The sequence below is a fragment of the Bacillus pretiosus genome (assembly GCF_051294775.1).
GTDB classification, from domain to species: domain Bacteria; phylum Bacillota; class Bacilli; order Bacillales; family Bacillaceae_G; genus Bacillus_A; species Bacillus_A wiedmannii.
In genome coordinates this window covers 150,667-169,198 of the sequence record NZ_JBPPHF010000004.1, presented here as the reverse complement: position 1 = coordinate 169,198, position 18,532 = coordinate 150,667, and the positions used below count along the sequence as shown (strand labels likewise).

Annotated in this window: 15 protein-coding genes and 1 pseudogene; 5 read left to right on the top strand and 11 right to left on the bottom strand. The window is 37.3% G+C overall.

Annotated features, from left to right (window positions below):
* Nucleotides 1-56: 56 nt before the first annotated feature.
* The 5 genes from acdA to ACSG5Z_RS21040 all read right to left on the bottom strand — a co-directional run bounded on the left by acdA (nt 57) and on the right by ACSG5Z_RS21040 (nt 6,733).
* Nucleotides 57-1,196 carry an acyl-CoA dehydrogenase AcdA gene (gene acdA, locus ACSG5Z_RS21060; protein WP_000545531.1) on the bottom strand — a complete coding sequence of 380 codons (1,140 nt, stop codon included), beginning with the start codon at nt 1,194-1,196 and terminating at the stop codon, nt 57-59.
* A gap of 21 nt (nt 1,197-1,217) precedes the next feature.
* Nucleotides 1,218-2,348 (bottom strand): acyl-CoA dehydrogenase, encoded by a 1,131-nt coding sequence (locus ACSG5Z_RS21055; RefSeq protein WP_435712060.1) that lies wholly within the window; start codon nt 2,346-2,348, stop codon nt 1,218-1,220.
* Between the two features lie 72 nt (nt 2,349-2,420).
* A complete protein-coding gene (locus tag ACSG5Z_RS21050) occupies nt 2,421-3,272 on the bottom strand; it encodes a 3-hydroxybutyryl-CoA dehydrogenase (RefSeq protein WP_435712059.1) in 852 nt (283 codons plus the stop codon).
* A 56-nt stretch (nt 3,273-3,328) separates the two neighbouring features.
* The gene (locus ACSG5Z_RS21045; RefSeq protein ID WP_435712058.1) at nt 3,329-4,612 is read right to left on the bottom strand and encodes an acetyl-CoA C-acetyltransferase; all 1,284 of its coding nucleotides are present in this window, start codon (nt 4,610-4,612) and stop codon (nt 3,329-3,331) included.
* A gap of 9 nt (nt 4,613-4,621) precedes the next feature.
* Nucleotides 4,622-6,733, bottom strand: coding sequence for a (Fe-S)-binding protein (locus tag ACSG5Z_RS21040; RefSeq protein WP_435712057.1), 2,112 nt, complete (start codon nt 6,731-6,733; stop codon nt 4,622-4,624).
* Nucleotides 6,734-7,086: 353 nt separating this feature from the next.
* On the opposite strand from ACSG5Z_RS21040, the gene cls reads away from it, so the two are divergent.
* The 3 genes from cls to ACSG5Z_RS21025 all read left to right on the top strand — a co-directional run bounded on the left by cls (nt 7,087) and on the right by ACSG5Z_RS21025 (nt 12,073).
* Entirely contained in the window at nt 7,087-8,280 is a 1,194-nt protein-coding gene (cls, locus tag ACSG5Z_RS21035) for a cardiolipin synthase (protein WP_435712056.1), read from the top strand.
* A 32-nt stretch (nt 8,281-8,312) separates the two neighbouring features.
* Nucleotides 8,313-9,266: a UV DNA damage repair endonuclease UvsE gene (uvsE, locus tag ACSG5Z_RS21030; protein WP_141499253.1), complete on the top strand. Its 954-nt coding sequence runs from the start codon at nt 8,313-8,315 to the stop codon at nt 9,264-9,266.
* Nucleotides 9,267-9,394: 128 nt separating this feature from the next.
* Entirely contained in the window at nt 9,395-12,073 is a 2,679-nt protein-coding gene (locus tag ACSG5Z_RS21025; RefSeq protein ID WP_435712055.1) for a DUF4084 domain-containing protein, read from the top strand.
* A gap of 17 nt (nt 12,074-12,090) precedes the next feature.
* Here the strand turns inward: ACSG5Z_RS21025 and ACSG5Z_RS21020 are convergent, their stop codons facing one another.
* Together ACSG5Z_RS21020 and ACSG5Z_RS21015 are read right to left on the bottom strand one after the other, a co-directional pair.
* Nucleotides 12,091-12,237: a quorum-sensing peptide PapR gene (locus tag ACSG5Z_RS21020; RefSeq protein WP_060487965.1), complete on the bottom strand. Its 147-nt coding sequence runs from the start codon at nt 12,235-12,237 to the stop codon at nt 12,091-12,093.
* 89 nt (nt 12,238-12,326) lie between these two features.
* Complete coding sequence (locus ACSG5Z_RS21015) at nt 12,327-13,184, bottom strand: helix-turn-helix domain-containing protein (RefSeq protein ID WP_060487964.1); 858 nt, start codon at nt 13,182-13,184, stop codon at nt 12,327-12,329.
* A gap of 167 nt (nt 13,185-13,351) precedes the next feature.
* On the opposite strand from ACSG5Z_RS21015, the pseudogene ACSG5Z_RS21010 reads away from it, so the two are divergent.
* A pseudogene (locus ACSG5Z_RS21010) lies at nt 13,352-13,915 on the top strand (M4 family metallopeptidase); the annotation flags it as partial.
* A 15-nt stretch (nt 13,916-13,930) separates the two neighbouring features.
* Here ACSG5Z_RS21010 and ACSG5Z_RS21005 read toward each other — a convergent pair.
* The 4 genes from ACSG5Z_RS21005 to ACSG5Z_RS20990 are packed head-to-tail and all read right to left on the bottom strand — an operon-like array spanning nt 13,931 to nt 17,294.
* Nucleotides 13,931-14,533, bottom strand: coding sequence for a response regulator transcription factor (locus ACSG5Z_RS21005; protein ID WP_000619263.1), 603 nt, complete (start codon nt 14,531-14,533; stop codon nt 13,931-13,933).
* Complete coding sequence (locus ACSG5Z_RS21000) at nt 14,530-15,660, bottom strand: sensor histidine kinase (protein WP_435712054.1); 1,131 nt, start codon at nt 15,658-15,660, stop codon at nt 14,530-14,532. The genes ACSG5Z_RS21005 and ACSG5Z_RS21000 overlap by 4 nt, the downstream gene beginning before the upstream one ends.
* A complete protein-coding gene (locus tag ACSG5Z_RS20995) occupies nt 15,661-16,395 on the bottom strand; it encodes an ABC transporter permease (RefSeq protein WP_435712053.1) in 735 nt (244 codons plus the stop codon). It lies immediately after the preceding gene.
* Nucleotides 16,392-17,294: an ABC transporter ATP-binding protein gene (locus tag ACSG5Z_RS20990; protein WP_435712052.1), complete on the bottom strand. Its 903-nt coding sequence runs from the start codon at nt 17,292-17,294 to the stop codon at nt 16,392-16,394. The genes ACSG5Z_RS20995 and ACSG5Z_RS20990 overlap by 4 nt, the downstream gene beginning before the upstream one ends.
* A gap of 157 nt (nt 17,295-17,451) precedes the next feature.
* Here ACSG5Z_RS20990 and map point away from each other — a divergent pair, with 157 nt between their 5' ends.
* On the top strand, nt 17,452-18,246 hold the full coding sequence (map, locus tag ACSG5Z_RS20985) for a type I methionyl aminopeptidase (protein WP_002096176.1): 795 nt from the start codon (nt 17,452-17,454) through the stop codon (nt 18,244-18,246).
* Nucleotides 18,247-18,532: the final 286 nt, after the last annotated feature.

The following is an 18,532-nucleotide window of genomic DNA, read 5'->3' as shown; positions in this document are numbered from 1 at the left end:
TCTCTCTATTATTTTTTGGAAGGAAAAAGCGTAGGAAAATACCTACGCCTTTGCTCCTACTTCGTTAACATACGAGAAATTACAAGCCTTTGAATCTCTTGTGTTCCCTCATATATTTGTGTAATCTTTGCATCGCGCATATAACGCTCTACTGGATAATCTTTCGTATAACCGTAACCACCAAATACTTGTACCGCTTCAGTCGTCACCTTCATCGCTGTATCGCCTGCAAATACTTTTGACATCGCTGACTCTTTCCCATACGGAAGCCCTTCCGATTCAAGCCAAGCCGCTTGGTATGTTAGAAGACGTGCCGCCTCCACATCCGTTGCCATATCTGCAAGTTTAAAGCCAATTCCTTGCTGCGCCGCAATAGGTTTCCCAAACTGATGACGCTCTCTTGCATACTCTACAGAAGCATCTAAAGCCCCTTGCGCAATACCGACTGCTTGCGCTGCAATACCATTACGGCCGCCATCTAATGTTTGCATCGCAACTTTAAATCCTTGGCCCTCTTCCCCTAGTAGGTTCTCTACAGGAATACGGCAATCTTCGAACATAATTTCAGTTGTTGGTGAAGAGCGAATCCCTAACTTGCTTTCCTTCTTCCCAACTGAAAATCCTGGTGTATCACTTTCCACAATAAACGCGCTCGTACCACGCTGCTTCGATTCGGGATCAGTTAACGCAAAAACAACATAAATATCAGCAATACCGCCATTTGTAATAAAGATTTTCGATCCATTTAAAATGTAATGGTCTCCATCTCGTTTCGCAGTTGTCCTCATTCCGCCAGCATCTGAACCAGAACTTGGTTCCGTTAAACCGTATGCACCAATTTTCGTTCCTTCTGCCATCGGTCGTAAAAACTTTTGCTTTTGTTCTTCCGTTCCAAATTTAAAAATTGGCCAACCAGCAAGTGAAGTGTGTGCAGACAGCGTTACACCTGTTGAAGCACAAACACGAGATAATTCTTCAATAGCAATTACATACGCTAAGTAATCGCTTCCAATTCCGCCGTATTCTTCAGGCCACGGAATGCCGGTTAAACCAAGCTCTGCCATTTGATCAAATAGTGCACGATCAAATCTCTCTTCTTCATCACGCTCAGCTGCCGTCGGTGCTACTTCGTTCTTAGCAAAATCCCGAACCATTTTTCTTATCATTTCATGTTCTTCTGATAGTTTAAAATGCATTCCCGTCTCCCCCTTGTCCTTTTATAAAGCTCGACTAATAACAAGTTTCTGTATCTCACTCGTTCCTTCATATATTTGCGTGATTTTCGCATCACGGAAAAATCGTTCTACTGGATAGTCTTTCGTATAACCGTAACCACCAAATACTTGCACCGCTTCAATCGCAACTTCAACAGCCGTCTTAGAAGCGAATAATTTCGCAATAGAAGCTTCTTTACCGCATGGTAATCCTTGCGCTCTTAGCGATGCCGCTCTGTATACAAGTAATCGCGCTGCTTCTACACTAGTCGCCATATCTGCAAGTTTGAATCCGATTCCTTGCTGCGCCGCAATTGGCTTGCCGAATTGCTCACGCTCTTTCGCATAATCAATCGCACATGCAAGCGCCGCTTCCGCGATTCCTAATGCCTGCGCTCCGATTCCAATTCGTCCAACATCTAAATTCGCCATTGCCACCTTAAATCCTTGTCCTTCTTCACCAAGTAAATTCTCGGCCGGCACTTTCATATCTTCAAACGTAAGTTGTACCGTGTGAGAACCAAGAAGTCCCATTTTATGCTCATCTTTGCCGATAACTAAGCCTGGTGTATCTTTCTCTACTATAAATGCAGAAATCCCACTTTTTCCTGCCTCTGGATTTGTAGAAGCGAATACAATGTATGTACTTGCTTCACCGCCATTTGTAATAAATACTTTCGATCCATTAATAATGTAGTGATCGCCTTTCTTTACAGCTCTTGATTTCAAACTCCCTGCATCTGATCCTGCATTTGGTTCTGTTAATGCAAATGCACCTAAATATTCACCAGTCGCAAGTTTAGAAACATATTTCTGTTTCTGTTCTTCTGTTCCAAAATATAAAATCGGGTTCATTCCAACTGACGTATGTACAGCTAAAATTACACCAACCGTTGCACTTACCTTTGAAATTTCCTCAATTGCTAAAATGTAAGAAATAAAATCCATTTCTGCCCCGCCATATTTTGCAGGCGCTGGAATACCCATTAGTCCAAGCTCACCCATCTTCTGCAAAATCTCTTTCGGGAACACCCCTTGTTCCATACTAGGAACAAAGGGAGCTATTTCCTTCTGCGCAAAATCTCGAACCATTTTCCTCATCATTTGTTGCTCTTCAGTAAAATGAAAGTTCATGTACTCCGCCTCCGTTTGCTATATATCTTTTTAATAATTTGGTAAGACCACTATTTTAATAAAAGGAGGACTTTATTCGTAAACGTAGAAACCACGGCCTGTTTTACGTCCTAACCATCCTGCGTTCACATACTTGCGTAATAATGGACATGGGCGATATTTACTATCTCCTAATCCTTCATGCAACACTTCCATAATGTATAAACATGTATCTAAACCGATAAAATCAGCTAATGTAAGTGGTCCCATCGGATGATTCATACCTAGTTTCATTACTTCATCAATCGCTTCTTTCGTCGCTACACCTTCATATAACGTATAGATCGCTTCGTTAATCATCGGTAATAAAATACGGTTCGATACAAATCCTGGGAAATCATTTACTTCGACTGGCACTTTCCCGATTTTTTTCGTAATATCTTCAATTGTTTCATACACCTCATCATCTGTAGCTAAACCACGAATAATTTCAACAAGTTTCATAACTGGAACTGGATTCATAAAATGCATGCCAATTACTTTTTCTGGGCGTTTCGTTACTGCTGCAATTTCAGTAATTGGTAGAGAGGACGTATTCGTCGCTAAAATTGCGTGTTCTGGAGCGATTTCATCTAGATTCGCGAAAATTTTCTTTTTAATGTCCATTTTCTCAACAGCCGCTTCAATAACAAGATTCGCTTCCTTCACACAATCTAAATCAAGCGTTACTGTAAGGCGATTTAACGTCGCTTCCTTTTCTTCTTCCTTCATGCGCCCTTTTTCTACTTGACGCGCTAAGTTTTTCGTAATAATAGCCAATCCTCTGTCTAATTGCTCTTGTTTTAAATCTTGTACCTTCACATCATATCCTGCCATTGCACATACTTGTGCGATTCCCGAACCCATTTGTCCTGCACCAATTACAACTATTTTTTGTACACCCATTCTTTCTTCCCCCTTAATATAAATTGTTAATAAATCAAAAATCACCTACACGTAAATTAACAAACTTCAATCATAATTGCGTCACCTTGACCGCCACCGCTACAAATAGAAGCAATTCCAATTCCGCCGCCGCGCTGCTTCAGTGCGTGGATAAGTGTAACGATAATACGCGCTCCACTTGCTCCAATTGGATGTCCCATTGCCACTGCGCCGCCATTTACATTCAATTTATCTGGGTCAATTCCTGCAATCTCTGTACTTGCAATTGCTACCGCTGCAAATGCTTCATTAATCTCGAATAAATCGATATCTTCAATTGTCTTGCCTGTTTTTTTCAACAATTCGTTAATTGCATAACCTGGCGTTCTTGGGAAATCTTTAGACTCCACTGCAATTGCTGTGTGTGCCAAAATTGTCGCTAATGGCTTTCTTCCTTCTTGCTTTGCTCTGTCTTCGCTCATTAATACGAGCGCAGCACCGCCATCATTTAGTCCAGGAGCATTACCCGCTGTCACTGCCGACGTCTTATCAAATACAGGTTTTAATTTCGCTAATTTTTCAATCGTTGTATCCGCGCGTGGCGCCTCATCTTTTTCAACGACAATAGGATCGCCTTTTCTTTGCGGAATCGTTACTGGCACGATTTCCTCTTCAAAACGTCCTTCTTTATGCGCTGAAACCGCACGCTGATGGCTACGATATGCCCATTCATCTTGCGCTTCGCGAGAGATTCCATCTTCCTTCGCAACTTCTCCGCCATAAACACCCATGTGTATACCTGAAAATGCGCATGTCAAGCCGTCAACAACGTTTAAATCGATGATTTCGTTGTTCCCCATTCTGTATCCCCATCTTGCACCTCGTAAAATGTAAGGACTGTTACTCATCGACTCCATACCGCCAGCTACAATTAGTGATTGATCGCCAGTACGAATAATTTGATCCGCTAACGTAACCGCACGAAGCCCTGATGCACAAACTTTATTCACTGTTTCCGTCTGTACTTCCCAAGGGATTCCAGCAGCCCTCGCAGCTTGGCGCGATGGAATTTGCCCCTGTCCCCCTTGAATAACTGTTCCAAATATAACTTCCTCAACATCACTAGCAGAAACATTTGCTCTCTCAAGCGCTGCTTTAATTGCAATTCCCCCAAGTTCTGTCGCCTTCACGTCTTTTAAAGATCCTCCAAATTTCCCAACCGGTGTTCTTGCAGCACTTAAAATAACTGTTTTACTCATATCTATTTCCCCCATCTCTTTTTTTAGCACCGAGCGCTCGCTCGGTGTTCTTACGTTGAGAAGAGGTGCAACGATTGCACCTCTCTCTAAAGTTGTATTCATGCTTGCAGATTACATCGCTTCTTTCTTCTGTCCGATAACAGAGCGTTCTAAAATCTCTGTTACATCAAGAGTTTGAACCTTCTCTTCTACTTCTTTCGCTTTCGTCCCATCGCTAATCATCGTTAAGCAATATGGACAACCTGTACCGATAATGGATGGTTGCACAGCTAGTGCTTGTTCTGTACGAGCAACGTTAATACGTGAACCTGCTGTCTCTTCCATCCACATTAAGCCACCACCTGCGCCACAGCACATTCCGGTTTCACGGTTACGTGCCATTTCTACAAGATTCACACCAGGAATTGCTTTCAAAATATCGCGTGGCGCTTCGTATACTTCGTTGTATCTTCCTAAGTAACAGGAATCATGGTACGTAACTGTTTCCTCAATAGCGTGAACAGGTTTTAAGCGTCCTTCTTTCACCCACTGAGCTAACAATTCTGTATGATGATAGACTTCTGCTTGCAAGCCAAAGTCTGGATACTCATTTTTAAATGTGTTATAAGCGTGAGGATCAATCGTAACGATTTTCTTCACTCCTGCTTTTTCAAATTCCTCGATATTCTTTGTCGCCATCTCTTGGAAGACAAATTCATTTCCAAGACGTCGCGGTGTATCTCCAGAATTCTTTTCTTTATTACCAAGTATCGCGAATGAAATGCCTGCTTCGTTCATTAACTTCGCAAACGATATCGCAATCTTCTGACTACGATTATCATATGATCCCATTGAACCAACCCAGAATAAATATTCGAACTCCTCGCCAGCTTTCGATTTTTCTTTTACAGTTGGAACCGTTACTTCATCATCACCTTGGCGCCAAGTTTCACGCTCTTTACGATTCAGTCCCCACGGATTCCCTTGACGCTCGATATTTGTCATCGCACGCTGCGCTTCCGCGTCCATCTTTCCTTCTGTTAGAACGAGATAGCGGCGTAAATCAATAATTTTGTCAACATGCTCATTCATAACCGGACACTGATCTTCACAGTTACGGCACGTTGTACAAGCCCAAATCTCTTCCTCTGTAATAACATCTCCGATTAAACTCGGATCGTAAGCAAGCGTTGTAGCTGCTGATTCTTGTTGCCCTTTCCCAGCTGCCATCATCGCTAACTGATTTCCTTGTGTATTATTAAAAGCAACTACTGGAACCCACGGTGCTTTTGATGTCACTGCTGCTCCTTTATCAGTTAAATGATCGCGAAGTTTTAAAATTAAATCCATCGGTGATAACATTTTCCCTGTCCCTGTTGCCGGGCACATATTTGTACAGCGACCACACTCTACGCAAGCGTATAAATCAATAAGCTGATTTTGTCTAAAGTCTTCGATTTTACCAACACCAAATGTTTCTTGCGTTTCATCTTCAAAGTCAATCTTTTCAAGTTTCCCTGGATTTGAAAGACGTCCGAAGAAAACGTTAACTGGTCCCGCAATTAAATGCGCGTGTTTTGATTGTGGAACATACACTAAAAACGTTAACAAAATTAGTAGATGCACCCACCAAGAGAAATAGAACACAGAAATGGCTGCGGTTTCATTTATCCCCGAGAAAACGTAAGCGATTGCAGAAGCGATCGGTTCACTCCATGAAAGCTCCTCAACGTGCCATATAATTCCCATCCCATTACCGAGTAGCACAGAAATCATTAAGCCACCAATAAAGATAAGAACAAGGCCTGATTTGAAATTACGTTTTAAACGAACTAGCTTCTCAACATAACGTCTATGAAAAGCCCAAAAGACTGCAATTAAAATAACAAGTGTGACAATTTCCTGGAAGAATGTAAATGCAGGGTATAGTGGTCCAAGTGGAAGATGTGATCCTGGTGCGAGTCCTTTCCAAACGAAGTCAATTGCTCCAAATTGGACAAGAATAAATCCGTAAAAGAACATAACGTGAATAATGCCGCTCTTCTTATCTTTCAGCAGCTTTTTCTGACCGAAAACATTGACCTTAAGGAGATCCCAACGCTCTTTAAAACGACGGTCAAATTCAATCTTTTTTCCTAACTGTATGTAGGCCATCCTCGTCCGTATAAGATACACAAACAAATATCCCGCATAAGCAATAACAGCAATGGCAGCCAGCCAATTAATGATCAGTAAGCTATTCATTTTTATGCTACCCCTCTCTTTGTAAGCTCTCTTTCTTTTTTAGAATCTTCAAAAACATATAATTTTCTGAATTTTATCCCCTGTCTTCATTATATAATGAGTGAGCATTCAGTCAACAGTTTTTTGTTATACAACAACATATTTTTTAATAAAGCTGTTTATTTCGGTGAAACTATAAAGTGAAACTTTAATCCGTAGGGGGTTGTTTCCTCTCGCCTGATTCCTTTAAGTAAGCCTAATTTTTAAGTAGGAGGCTTACCGCCCCTTAATATGGGATAAGGTGAAGCCAATCGGGATTTTCCGGGCAGCCAGTAAAATGAAGGCGAAAAGAATGCAAAGGAGGGAATTCACTTATGTTCTTCTTATCTCTCTTGTTAATATGCGTTACTCTTTGGATCACAATTGACCTTTTATATGGGAGGATTCTTCATTTAGAGCGTGTGCGCTCTCGTACTTTCCCTTTACGTCAAAGTAATTTTCACCTTTATACATACGGGCAAGATTTATATGATGCTTTATTTACTGATATACAACAAGCAAAGCACCATGTGCACGTTTTATTCTTCATTGTAAAAAACGATAAAATCAGTCGTGAATTTTTAAAGTTACTTATCGATAAGGCACAGGAAGGAATTGAAGTAAGACTTTTACTCGATCGATTGGGAAGCCATTATTTATCAAACGAGGCAATTCGTTCCCTACAAAAACACGGCGTCTCTTTTTCATTTTGTCATAAAGTGAAATTTCCTTTTCCGTTCTTTTCTGCAAATCAAAGAAACCATAGAAAAATTACAGTTATTGACGGGAAAATTGGTTATATTGGTGGGTTTAATATTGGAGAAGAATATTTAGGGCATAATCAAAAATTAGGATTATGGCGCGATTATCATTTACGCCTTACAGGAGAGGGAATACAAGATTTACAAAAGCAATTTTCACATGATTGGCTCGACGATACGAACCAAAATTTATTAGATTCACCTCTTTATTTTCCTAAGCAACAACCAGGAATCATTCTACATCGTTTTATCCCTACTGATGGTGCCTATTTGCAAAATACATTTTTACATTTAATCGAAAGTGCGGAAAAAGAACTCTTTATCGGTACACCATATTTCATTCCTGGGAAGAAAATTATGAATGCATTATTAAAAGCGCGAAAACGTGGGGTCCAAATCACGGTTCTCGTTCCAGAAAAAGCGGATCACGCCCTTGTTCGCGAAGCAAAATTCCCATATTGTCGAAAGTTAATACAAGCTGGGTGTAATATTTACGCATTTCAACAAGGTTTTTTTCACGCTAAAGTTATTATAGTCGATGATTATATTTGTGATATTGGAACTGCAAACTTTGATATGAGAAGTTTATATATTAACCATGAAATCAACTGCCTTTTATATGATAAACATTTTATACAAACAGTAAAAAACAAATTCCATGAAGATCTAGAAAATGCGTCATTACTTTCCTTTAAAGATGTTAGCCCGCATTCTCTTATTGATAGGGGAAAAGAATGGGTAGGAACGATACTTGCTTTCTTTCTATAGGAAAGATAATGGATAAAGGAGATGTATTCATTATGATTATGCGTTTCGGATATGTCTCACATGCAATGGCACTCTGGGACTGTTCTCCGGCTAAAACGATGACATTTACAAGCTTTCAAAAGCTTAATAAACAAGAACGAGAAGATAAATTATACGATGTTACACGGCAAAATCTCGAGCATACAATACGTATTCTTCATTACAATATAGCGCATGAAATTCCATTATATCGCTTATCTTCTTCCATCGTCCCACTTGCAACGCATCCCGAAGTCGAGTTTGATTATATCGGTGCATTTACACCGCTTTGGCGTAAAATTGGGGCATTAATTAAAGAACACAATTTACGAGTAAGTTTTCATCCAAATCAATTTACGCTATTTACAAGCGACAAGCCACATATTACAACTAACGCTATTACAGATATGGCCTATCATTATAAAGTATTAGATGCAATAGGAATTGCAGATTCTTCTTATATTAACATCCATGTAGGTGGTGCCTATGGAAATAAAGAACAAGCAGTTGGACGTTTCCATGAAAACATAAAAAAACTTCCTGCACATATAAAAGAGCAAATGACGCTTGAAAATGATGATAAAACATATACAACTGCTGAAACTTTATCGATTTGCCAAAAAGAAAAGATTCCATTCGTATTTGATTATCATCATCACATGGCAAACCTTTGCGAGGAACCGCTAGAAGTGTTACTCCCTGCAATTTTTGAAACTTGGTCACATACAAATGTCCCTCCTAAAGTTCACATTTCCTCCCCTAAATCAAAAAAAGAATTTAGGGCTCACTCTGAATATATTGATTTAGAGTTTATTAAGCCTTTCTTACACATTGCAAAAAAAATCAACCATAATTTCGATATTATGATTGAAAGTAAACAGAAAGATTTAGCAATGCTGCAATTAATACATGAATTATCCTCTATAAGAGGGATAAAAAGAGTAAATAGCTCAACATTACAATGGTAAATTGTAATGTTGAGCTATTTTTTTCAAAAAAAGTAATTTTTATAGTAAAAAACAACCTATTGTATATGCTATGATTGGAATTAGCATTTTCCACCTGCGATTCAACTTTATTGAAACGGAGCCATAATATGATTAATCAAAAAAAATATGTACACTTTGTCACTATGTATATAATTATATTTTCCCTTTGGATATTTCTTATCCCTAAGGACTTGAATATAAAAGAAATTGGAATTCTCTTCTTATTTTGTTTTGCTGCACTCTTTTCTTGCTATTGCTTATATAAAGCTATTAAGAAAATGAAGCGTAGTGATAAATTATTTTGGGTTTTATTACTCTGCACTTGCATATGCGGACTAACTATGGAAATAACTTTATTCCTTCATTCACTTTCTATATATGATCAAGTCATATTCTCATATAAGGCATTGCCCTTTTTCATCATACAATATATTTTGCTCTTTTCTGGGTTTGCTATCAAATTCATAAAACATTACTCTATTAGAGGCCTTGCTCAATTTTCATTCGATAGCATCTTTATTGTTATTATGAATATTTATTTTACCTTAACTTTTATTTTGGACCTCTCAAGCTTTCGTATGTTAAAAACAGATCACTGGGTTTTAATTGGATACTTTATTGCACAAGCATTAGTAATTTACGCCGTTATTAGCCTATATAGACGAGAACAATATTCTGCTAGCAGAATTTCATTAATTATCGGTTTTACTATCATACTTGTGTACGGGTATATACATCTGTTCCAACTAAACATGGGGATGAAAACTTCTTCTGAAGTCTCTTATTTAGTACATACTGCTTCAATTTTATTAATTGGTTTATCTTCCATACTATACATTTTGGACAAACCAATGCAGCATGAAACGAAAACAAAGTATTATCGATTTGATTATGTGCGCTTTATATTACCCTATTTCAGTATAATCATTACTTTTTCCTTTATTCTTATTCAACCTTGGGATGATAAGTTCATGCTAATCGGTCTAGTATTATCACTCATCTTATTATTCCTACGACAACTTTACATGTGGAAAGATAATCAAGCACTAATCGATACATATGAACAGTTGACTACACAACTAGAAGGCAAAGTAGAAGAGGGTGCATCTGCGTTATCAAAGAGTGAACAACGCTATAAATCATTATTCGAAGATCATCCTGATGCCGTTTTCTCTTTGAATATGGATGGTATTTTCCAACAATCTAATACAGCTTGTGAAAGCTTATTTACTGCCTACTATTGTGAAGTAGAAAGCTATTCTCTTCTACACTTTATTGACTCAAAAGACCATGATCTACTAAAGAAAGCTTTACAAATAACAAAAGAAGGTAGACCACAAACTTTAGAAGTTCGCACAAAAGAAAAAGAAGGCTACTACTATTACCTTCACGTTACACTCATCCCTACTTTCATAAACAAAGAAGTTGTTGGGATGTTCGGCATAGCACGTGATATTACAACTTTATATGAAAAACAAAAACAAGTAGAACATTTAGCCTTTCATGATGCACTTACTGGATTACCAAATCGCCGAAAGTTTGAAAAAGATTTAAAAAACATTTTAAATATAGCTCAAACTAGCGCAAATGATGTTGCCGTCATGTTCCTTGACTTAGATCGATTCAAAAAAATTAACGATAGACTTGGTCACGACGTCGGAGACTTATTATTAGTTGAAGTAGCAAAAAGGTTACGCAGTTGCTTGCGTTCGAAGGATATCGTTGCTCGCCAAGGCGGAGATGAGTTTACAATTCTATTACCAGATATGTACTCAGAAAAAAGTGCTGCTTTTATAGCTGAACAAATTTTAACCATTTTAAACAAACCATTCTTCATTAAAGACGAAGAACTATCTATTACACCGAGTATCGGTATTGCCATGTATCCTGATTACGGAACCGATGTTACTGAATTAATGAAAAATGCCGATATGGCTATGTATCGCGCGAAAGCAAATGGGAAAAACAGATTTGTTTTCTTCTCAAAAGAAATGAGTATCGCCCAAAATGAAATTCAATTCTTAGAAGGCGAACTTGCAAAAGCATTACAACAAAATGAATTTTTCCTTGAATATCAGCCACAAGTAAGCACGAAAACAAAACAAATTATCGGTTTTGAAGCATTAATTCGTTGGAAGCACCCAAAACTTGGCATCGTGTCTCCTGCCCAATTCATTCCTCTAGCGGAGGAAACCGGATTTATTATTGAACTTGGAAATTGGATTTTACGTACGGCTTGCTTAGAGGCAAAAAGATGGCATAATCAAGGGTTTTCTCACTTAAAAGTTGGTGTGAATTTATCTGTTGTTCAATTTAACCATGCAGATTTAATCCCTACTATTTCAAAAGTGTTAGAAGAAACCGAACTAAAATCAGAAGCACTAGATATCGAAATCACAGAAAGTATCGCAATTAATCAAAATCAATCTGTCATTTCCAAACTAGAACAGCTTCAAAATCTCGGTATTCAAATTTCAATCGATGACTTTGGAACTGGTTATAGTTCTTTAGCTTATTTAACAAAATACCCAATCAACACATTAAAAATTGCTCGAGAGTTTATTTGCGGAATTACAAATAGTCCTTTAGAGGCAGCGATTATCTCCTCCATCATTACACTATCTAAAGAACTAAATTTAGAAGTTATTGCAGAAGGTGTAGAGACGGAAGAACAATGGAAGTTTTTATATGAACAAAACTGTGACCACATTCAAGGATTCCTTATTAGCAAGCCTGTTTCTAGTAAAGACGTTTGGATGTTACTCCACAAAAAAACAACCGTCTAAGTAAGACGGTTGTTTTTTTAATATTCATAAGGTATCTCTCCAGCTAATTGTATCTCTTGATTATTATGAGAAATTATTTGACTTTTTTCTAAAGCTGTATCTCCTAGTGAAATACCCCATGCCATTGCTAACGTTAATAGACTACCAATAAGCAGTTTCTTCATATTCCATCACCCGCATTTTTTATTTAAATATATCATGAAAATTTATCCATACCTTATGCAATTATGCATATTTGTTTTTTAGGTATTTTTTATTTCTTCATTTTTTTTATAATTGATTCTTTTAATGCATGGTTTCCTAATATATCAAAAAAGAAGCACGCTTTTTCATAAGCATCTTCAATTTCTGCTCTATCACACCCTAGCTTTGCTAGGCATTCACCTTTTCGAAAGTATAACTGTCCAATTAATGTCATACTATTAATTTGACACGATAGTTCAATAGCTTTATTTGCGTGACAAAGCGCTTCTTCGTATTGATTATCTGAGTATAATGCTTTTGCATGATTATGTCTCACCTTCACATCAAATTCTTTATTATCATGCAATGCCTCTAATTGTTTTAATATATTTTCAAATAAATCAATACCCTTCTTCAAATAGCCATTTTCAGCATAAATGTTTGCAATTGCGTTTTCAATATAAAGATTCTGATATACATCTATTCCTGTCAATTGTTGATTGAGCAATTTCTTTAATTCTAAAATACAATATTCGTAATCGATTTTTTTCAATATGTAAGCAGCTACATAATATTGCCATTGGAGAAATTGCTGAAGCTCAGGATGATATTCTTCCTTTTTCAACTCATTGCATACTTTATTATAAATTTCTTTATATTTCTTTTGCTTACAAAGCATAATAATTTGATCTTTTAACTGCTTATTCCTCTCAATATCAGAATAAATGAGTACCTCATAAAAATGAATAATGGGAACTTGTAATTTTGCTGCGATACCTTGCAAGATATCCATACTTGGGTATACCGCGCCCGATTCAATTCGGCTCACTTCCGATTGATGACAAACATTATCAGAGAGTTGTTTCTGTGTTAACCCTCTCATTACCCTAATTTTCTTTATTTCGCTTCCTAATTTTTCTGCGTGCATACTTACTCACCATCCCATTATAACAATCTAATTTTTTTAAGTTGTCATACCACTACAATAATGTGCATTCGACAATTTTTGATATGAAATAATGCATAATATATAAAATTCGGCAAATTCTTCATACAATTCATCTCACATACAATAATAGATTAGGAGTTTTATAGATGAATTATAGAAAACTTGCCAGTGCATTCATTACGTTCGGTCTCCTTTGTCCTTTATCAACAGAAGCTATTCACGCCCAAGAATTAGATAAAAGTGAAGTAAAAGTTGAAATTGCTCAGCCTGGTTTAACAATTGTGAAATTAACACAACCTCAAAATGATACGAAAGAGAATATTGCGAAAAAATATTTAAAGGGTGAGGTAAACGGGGCTAAAGCTCAACAAGAATAAGTCACTACTGAAAAAAATGTAGATTCCCAACCTACAAATAAAGAAACAAAAGAAAATCAAACCGAAGTTCACCTTGCACAAACTTACAAAAATTACAAAGTATATGCTCAAGATCTTATTGTAAAAGTAGATAAAAATGGAGTAATTACAACTGTTAGTGGTAAAGTTGTCCAAAATTTAGACCAACAACCTAATCTTACTATAACAAATTTTTTGTCGAAAAATGAAGTAAAATCTAAATTACGCGATATACTTCAAATTCTGAGCGATGCGACTGCGACGAAACTCTCTATTGAAATACTTGTTTATAAGAAAAAAGAAGTTTACCACTCATAGGTAAACTTCTTTTCATATCCATCCCTTTTCTTCCGCAATTGTAATTGCCTCAATTCTATTTTTCGCATCAAGCTTCGTTAATACTTCAGAAATATAATTACGTACTGTACCAGGCGAAAGATAGAGCGCCTTCGCAATTTCATTTGCCGTCTTTCCTTCTTTCGCAAGTAGCAATACTTCTTTTTCACGATCTGATAACGGATTTTGCTCCTGCCATAAGCCGAACATTAAATCTTGAGAAATCTCTCGCTTTCCTTTCATTACATTACGAATCGCTGCAGCTAAATCTTCACTTGGGCTATCTTTTAATAAATATCCGTGCACGCCAGCTTTCATTGCTCGTTCAAAATATCCAGGGCGCGCAAATGTTGTTAAAATCATTACTTTGCATGCTGATTTTTCTTTCTGTAACGTTTCCGCAACATCTAATCCGCTTTGAATTGGCATTTCAATATCCATAATGCTTACATCAGGTTTTAGCGATTCAATTAGTTTTAACGCCTCTTCCCCATTGGCAGCTTGCCCAATTACTTCAATATCATCTTCTAGATCAAGTAGGGCCCCTAATGCACCACGAAGCATCCGCTGATCTTCTGCAATAATAATTCGAATCATGCCCTCACCTCATCTTTTCCTGTTCTAATGACAACTGGTACTTTTACTATTAATAGTGTCCCTGGATTGATCGTACCCAGTTCAACAAACCCGTCAATAAGAGCGATGCGCTCTTTCATACCACGAATGCCATTTCCATCATGGTTTTGATCTGCTAAACCAACTCCATTATCTTCTACTGTCAAAATTAATTCACCTTGTGATTCTAGTACAGAAACTGTGCAACGCGTCGCCTTACTATGCTTTACAACATTCGTCACAGCCTCACGTAAACACATTCCTAAAATATTTTGTTCAATGGGTGATAACGAACTTGCACTCGTTTCTTGTTTTATTTCTAATTCAATAGTAGAAGCTTGTAAGATTGCTTTTATTTGCTCAAGCTCTTCTTCCACTGTAATCATACGCATGTCAGAGATTAATTCCCTTAGCTGCTTTAAAGCGGTACGAGATGTTTGTGTAATTTCCTTCGCTTCCGCACTTGCACGCTCCGGATTTTTAACAATTAACTTCTCCACGAGCTGACTTTTTAAAGTAATGAGTGATAACGTATGTCCTAACGTATCATGAAGATCTCTTGCAATCCTTTGCCGCTCTTCACGTTTGACTAAGTCTTTAATTTGTTCGTTTGCTTCGTCTAACTGATTCCTTAACATCTTTTTTTGATTAAAATTTCGCATTCCGAATGGTGTAAGAAGCATTAAAATAAACATTGGAACGATATTTACTAAACTTGTAGTTGTTAGTTGATTCATATTTACAAATAAAAATGCCCCAAGCATTATAACTAACAAACACAATAGCACTCGAAACACTTTCTTATTTGGTGCAAATCCCATCGCACTTGCGGTGAAAAAGCCAAAGAATATCATGAAAGGATTGTAAAATAAAGCAAATAAAAAGATAAGTACCATTTGAATACATGCCCAAAAAACGAACGTCCTCTGCACAAAATAAAGCTGACGGTATGTGATAATAAAAACTATCAACATACCGCTTCCAATTACAAGCTTCCACCCTGACGCCTGCACTAAATGGTAAATTGGAAATAACAGATACACGAACCACATATACGGGAAGAAACCCATCTGTTTCGGAAAAATCTCAATCCTTTTCTTCTCTATCATTTATACCGCTTCCTGTCTTTTTCTTATATATATTGATACTACAACAAATATAAGGAAATAACCTCCTAATACCGCGATATTTTCCCAACCAACTGATTTTCCAGCTACAATATCCCATGCACCGCTTCCGAAATGATATGTTGGTGTCCATTCACCGATAGATCTTAATATTTTCGGGAATACTTCGATCGGCATCCATAACCCGCCAATTACGGCTAGACTCATATTTAAAATATTAGCTAAACCCGCCGCTGCATCGGCCTTCTTAATAGAACCTATTACTGTTCCTAACGCTAAAAATGGTGTTACACCTAACAACAACCATAATCCAGCGCCAATCCATTGCCCTACTGTTAACTCAACATGATTAATTAATATTCCTGCGATAAAGATAACTAAGATTGAAAAAGCATTCACTACAGTTTGAGCGATGATTTTGGCTGTTATATATGCCCCCTCTGGAAGTGGTGTAATTTTTAACAAATGTGTCCATCCTTGCCCCTTTTCCTGAGAAATCCTTACACCGAAATTAAAAAGTGCCGTCCCTACAATACTAAACGTCGCCATTGAGATTAAATAATGCGCTTTCCAAGCATCTCCGTTTTGTGGCACTTGAACAACATTTGTGAAAATGTAGTAAAACATAACTGGCATTAATAATGAGAAAAAGATAAATAATTTATTGCGAAACGTACGTAAAATTTCTATTTTGCATTGCATCCATAAAGCTCTCATGCGATTTCCCCCTTCTGATTTGCGATAAACTGTTCAAATGCTTCATCAAGACTTCCACGTTCAACTGAAACATCTGTTACAGGTAAGTTCTTTTGATAAATCGCTTTTAAAGTTGCATCTGTATCTCCAGTTGTTAAAGTGAAGTGCCCTTCGTTTGACTGTACTTCGGTTACGTTTGGTAATTCTTTTAGTAATTTTGCAGGAATACTTTCCTTCGAATAAAACTTGATTGTTTTTCGCGAAATCGTCGCCTTCATCTCATCTGGTGTACCATCTGCGATAATCTTTCCATTCGCAAATAATAAAATGCGATTCGCCAATGCATCCGCTTCTTCTAAATAGTGCGTTGTTAAAATAATTGTTTTCCCTTCACTTGCTAACTTTCGAATTGTTTCCCAAAACGTTCTTCGAGACGTAATATCCATTCCAACTGTCGGCTCATCTAAAAATAACAAATCAGGATTTCCTGCAAGTGCGAGTGCAAAGTTTAACCTTCTTTTTTGCCCACCTGATAATTTCTCACATCTTTGCTTTCGCTCCGATTCTAAATTTGATAACTGTAGTAACGTTTCTTTCGCTACCGGATTCGTATAATAACTATGGAATAACTCAATTGCCTCTTCTACTGTAATGCTATCAATGACACTTACTTCTTGTAGCATCGCACCGAGGCTATTACGAACATCTCTATGCTTGGGACTCCTTCCAAATATAGAAACAGTTCCTTCCGTCGGATCCTTTAATCCAAGCATCATCGACATCGTCGTCGTTTTCCCTGCACCATTCGGTCCAAGTAATGCTACAATTTCTCCTTTATTCACATAAAATGAGACGTTATTTACTGCCTTTTTATATTTAAATGTTTTAGAAACACCATTTACTTCTATAATCTTTTCCATCTCTCCACCCCCGCTGTTTCTTATATTTACATTGTACGTGTTGGAAAACTTAGGAAACAGTATGATGCGTCATGACATCAATATGACAATTGTCATGTATTCCTTATGAGAGGAATCAACCTACATACCGCAAGCGAGTAGCAGGACGAAAATAAACATGATACAATCGGGTAAGATATACATTCGAGGAAGGACAGTGGTTTTCATGATTATTCGTAATGAACAAGATTTAGAAGGCTTACGAAAAATCGGCCGCATCGTTGCACTTGCACGTGAAGAAATGAAAAAAGAAGCGAAGCCAGGTATGACAACGAAAGAGCTTGATTTGATCGGTAAAAAAGTATTAGATGAGCATGGTGCTATTTCTGCACCTGAAAAAGAATATGATTTCCCAGGTGTAACTTGCATCAGTGTAAACGAAGAAGTTGCTCACGGTATTCCAGGAGATCGCGTATTAAAAGAAGGCGACTTAGTAAATGTCGACGTATCTGCTGCACTTGATGGCTATTATGCAGATACAGGTATTTCATTTGTACTTGGAGAAGATGAAGCAAAAGAAAAGCTTTGCCAAGCAGCGGTTGATGCATTTTGGGCAGCAATGAAAAAGGTGAAAGCTGGTTCCAAACAAAACCAAATTGGTCGTGCTGTTTCAAACTTTGCACATAAAAATGGATATAATGTAATTCAAAACTTAACTGGTCACGGTATTGGTCTTAGCTTACACGAAGCACCAAACCACATTTTAAGCTACTTTGACCCAATGGATAATGCGCTTCTAAAAGACGGTCTTGTTATCGCTGTAGAACCATTCATTTCTATGAAGGCTGATCACATTATCGAACGTGGCGATGATGGTTGGACATTTGTTACACCTGATAAAAGCCTTGTTGCACAATGTGAACATACTGTTGTCGTAACACGCGGCGAACCAATAATTTTAACAGAAATCTAATACCAAAAACGGCTGTTTTGTAGATTTATTCCACATAAAACAGCCGTTTTTATTTTTGGGAAAATATGTGAACTATTGTTGAACTCTTTATCATTTAAGTATATAATCTTTAGCGGAGGTTACTTAAGCTTATCTTTACTAAAAAGATATTGTAACTAAGGAGGAAAACACCTTCTTTCTTATTGTTTAAACAGTCTCAAAAATGACCGTAGTAACGTGTTAGTCGAATATTCTGTAATCCTTATATTTCTCTAACAATGTAAGAAACTATCATCTTTCAACTTCG

Bases quoted from the DNA above. Each gene is read 5' to 3' on its own strand.
- acdA (WP_000545531.1), bottom strand. From the start codon at position 1,196: ATGCATTTTAAACTATCAGAAGAACATGAAATGATAAGAAAAATGGTT.
- ACSG5Z_RS21055 (WP_435712060.1), bottom strand. From the start codon at position 2,348: ATGAACTTTCATTTTACTGAAGAGCAACAAATGATGAGGAAAATGGTT.
- ACSG5Z_RS21050 (WP_435712059.1), bottom strand. From the start codon at position 3,272: ATGGGTGTACAAAAAATAGTTGTAATTGGTGCAGGACAAATGGGTTCG.
- ACSG5Z_RS21045 (WP_435712058.1), bottom strand. From the start codon at position 4,612: ATGAATACAACTTTAGAGAGAGGTGCAATCGTTGCACCTCTTCTCAAC.
- ACSG5Z_RS21040 (WP_435712057.1), bottom strand. From the start codon at position 6,733: ATGAATAGCTTACTGATCATTAATTGGCTGGCTGCCATTGCTGTTATT.
- cls (WP_435712056.1), top strand. From the start codon at position 7,087: ATGTTCTTCTTATCTCTCTTGTTAATATGCGTTACTCTTTGGATCACA.
- uvsE (WP_141499253.1), top strand. From the start codon at position 8,313: ATGATTATGCGTTTCGGATATGTCTCACATGCAATGGCACTCTGGGAC.
- ACSG5Z_RS21025 (WP_435712055.1), top strand. From the start codon at position 9,395: ATGATTAATCAAAAAAAATATGTACACTTTGTCACTATGTATATAATT.
- ACSG5Z_RS21020 (WP_060487965.1), bottom strand. From the start codon at position 12,237: ATGAAGAAACTGCTTATTGGTAGTCTATTAACGTTAGCAATGGCATGG.
- ACSG5Z_RS21015 (WP_060487964.1), bottom strand. From the start codon at position 13,184: ATGCACGCAGAAAAATTAGGAAGCGAAATAAAGAAAATTAGGGTAATG.
- ACSG5Z_RS21005 (WP_000619263.1), bottom strand. From the start codon at position 14,533: ATGATTCGAATTATTATTGCAGAAGATCAGCGGATGCTTCGTGGTGCA.
- ACSG5Z_RS21000 (WP_435712054.1), bottom strand. From the start codon at position 15,660: ATGATAGAGAAGAAAAGGATTGAGATTTTTCCGAAACAGATGGGTTTC.
- ACSG5Z_RS20995 (WP_435712053.1), bottom strand. From the start codon at position 16,395: ATGAGAGCTTTATGGATGCAATGCAAAATAGAAATTTTACGTACGTTT.
- ACSG5Z_RS20990 (WP_435712052.1), bottom strand. From the start codon at position 17,294: ATGGAAAAGATTATAGAAGTAAATGGTGTTTCTAAAACATTTAAATAT.
- map (WP_002096176.1), top strand. From the start codon at position 17,452: ATGATACAATCGGGTAAGATATACATTCGAGGAAGGACAGTGGTTTTC.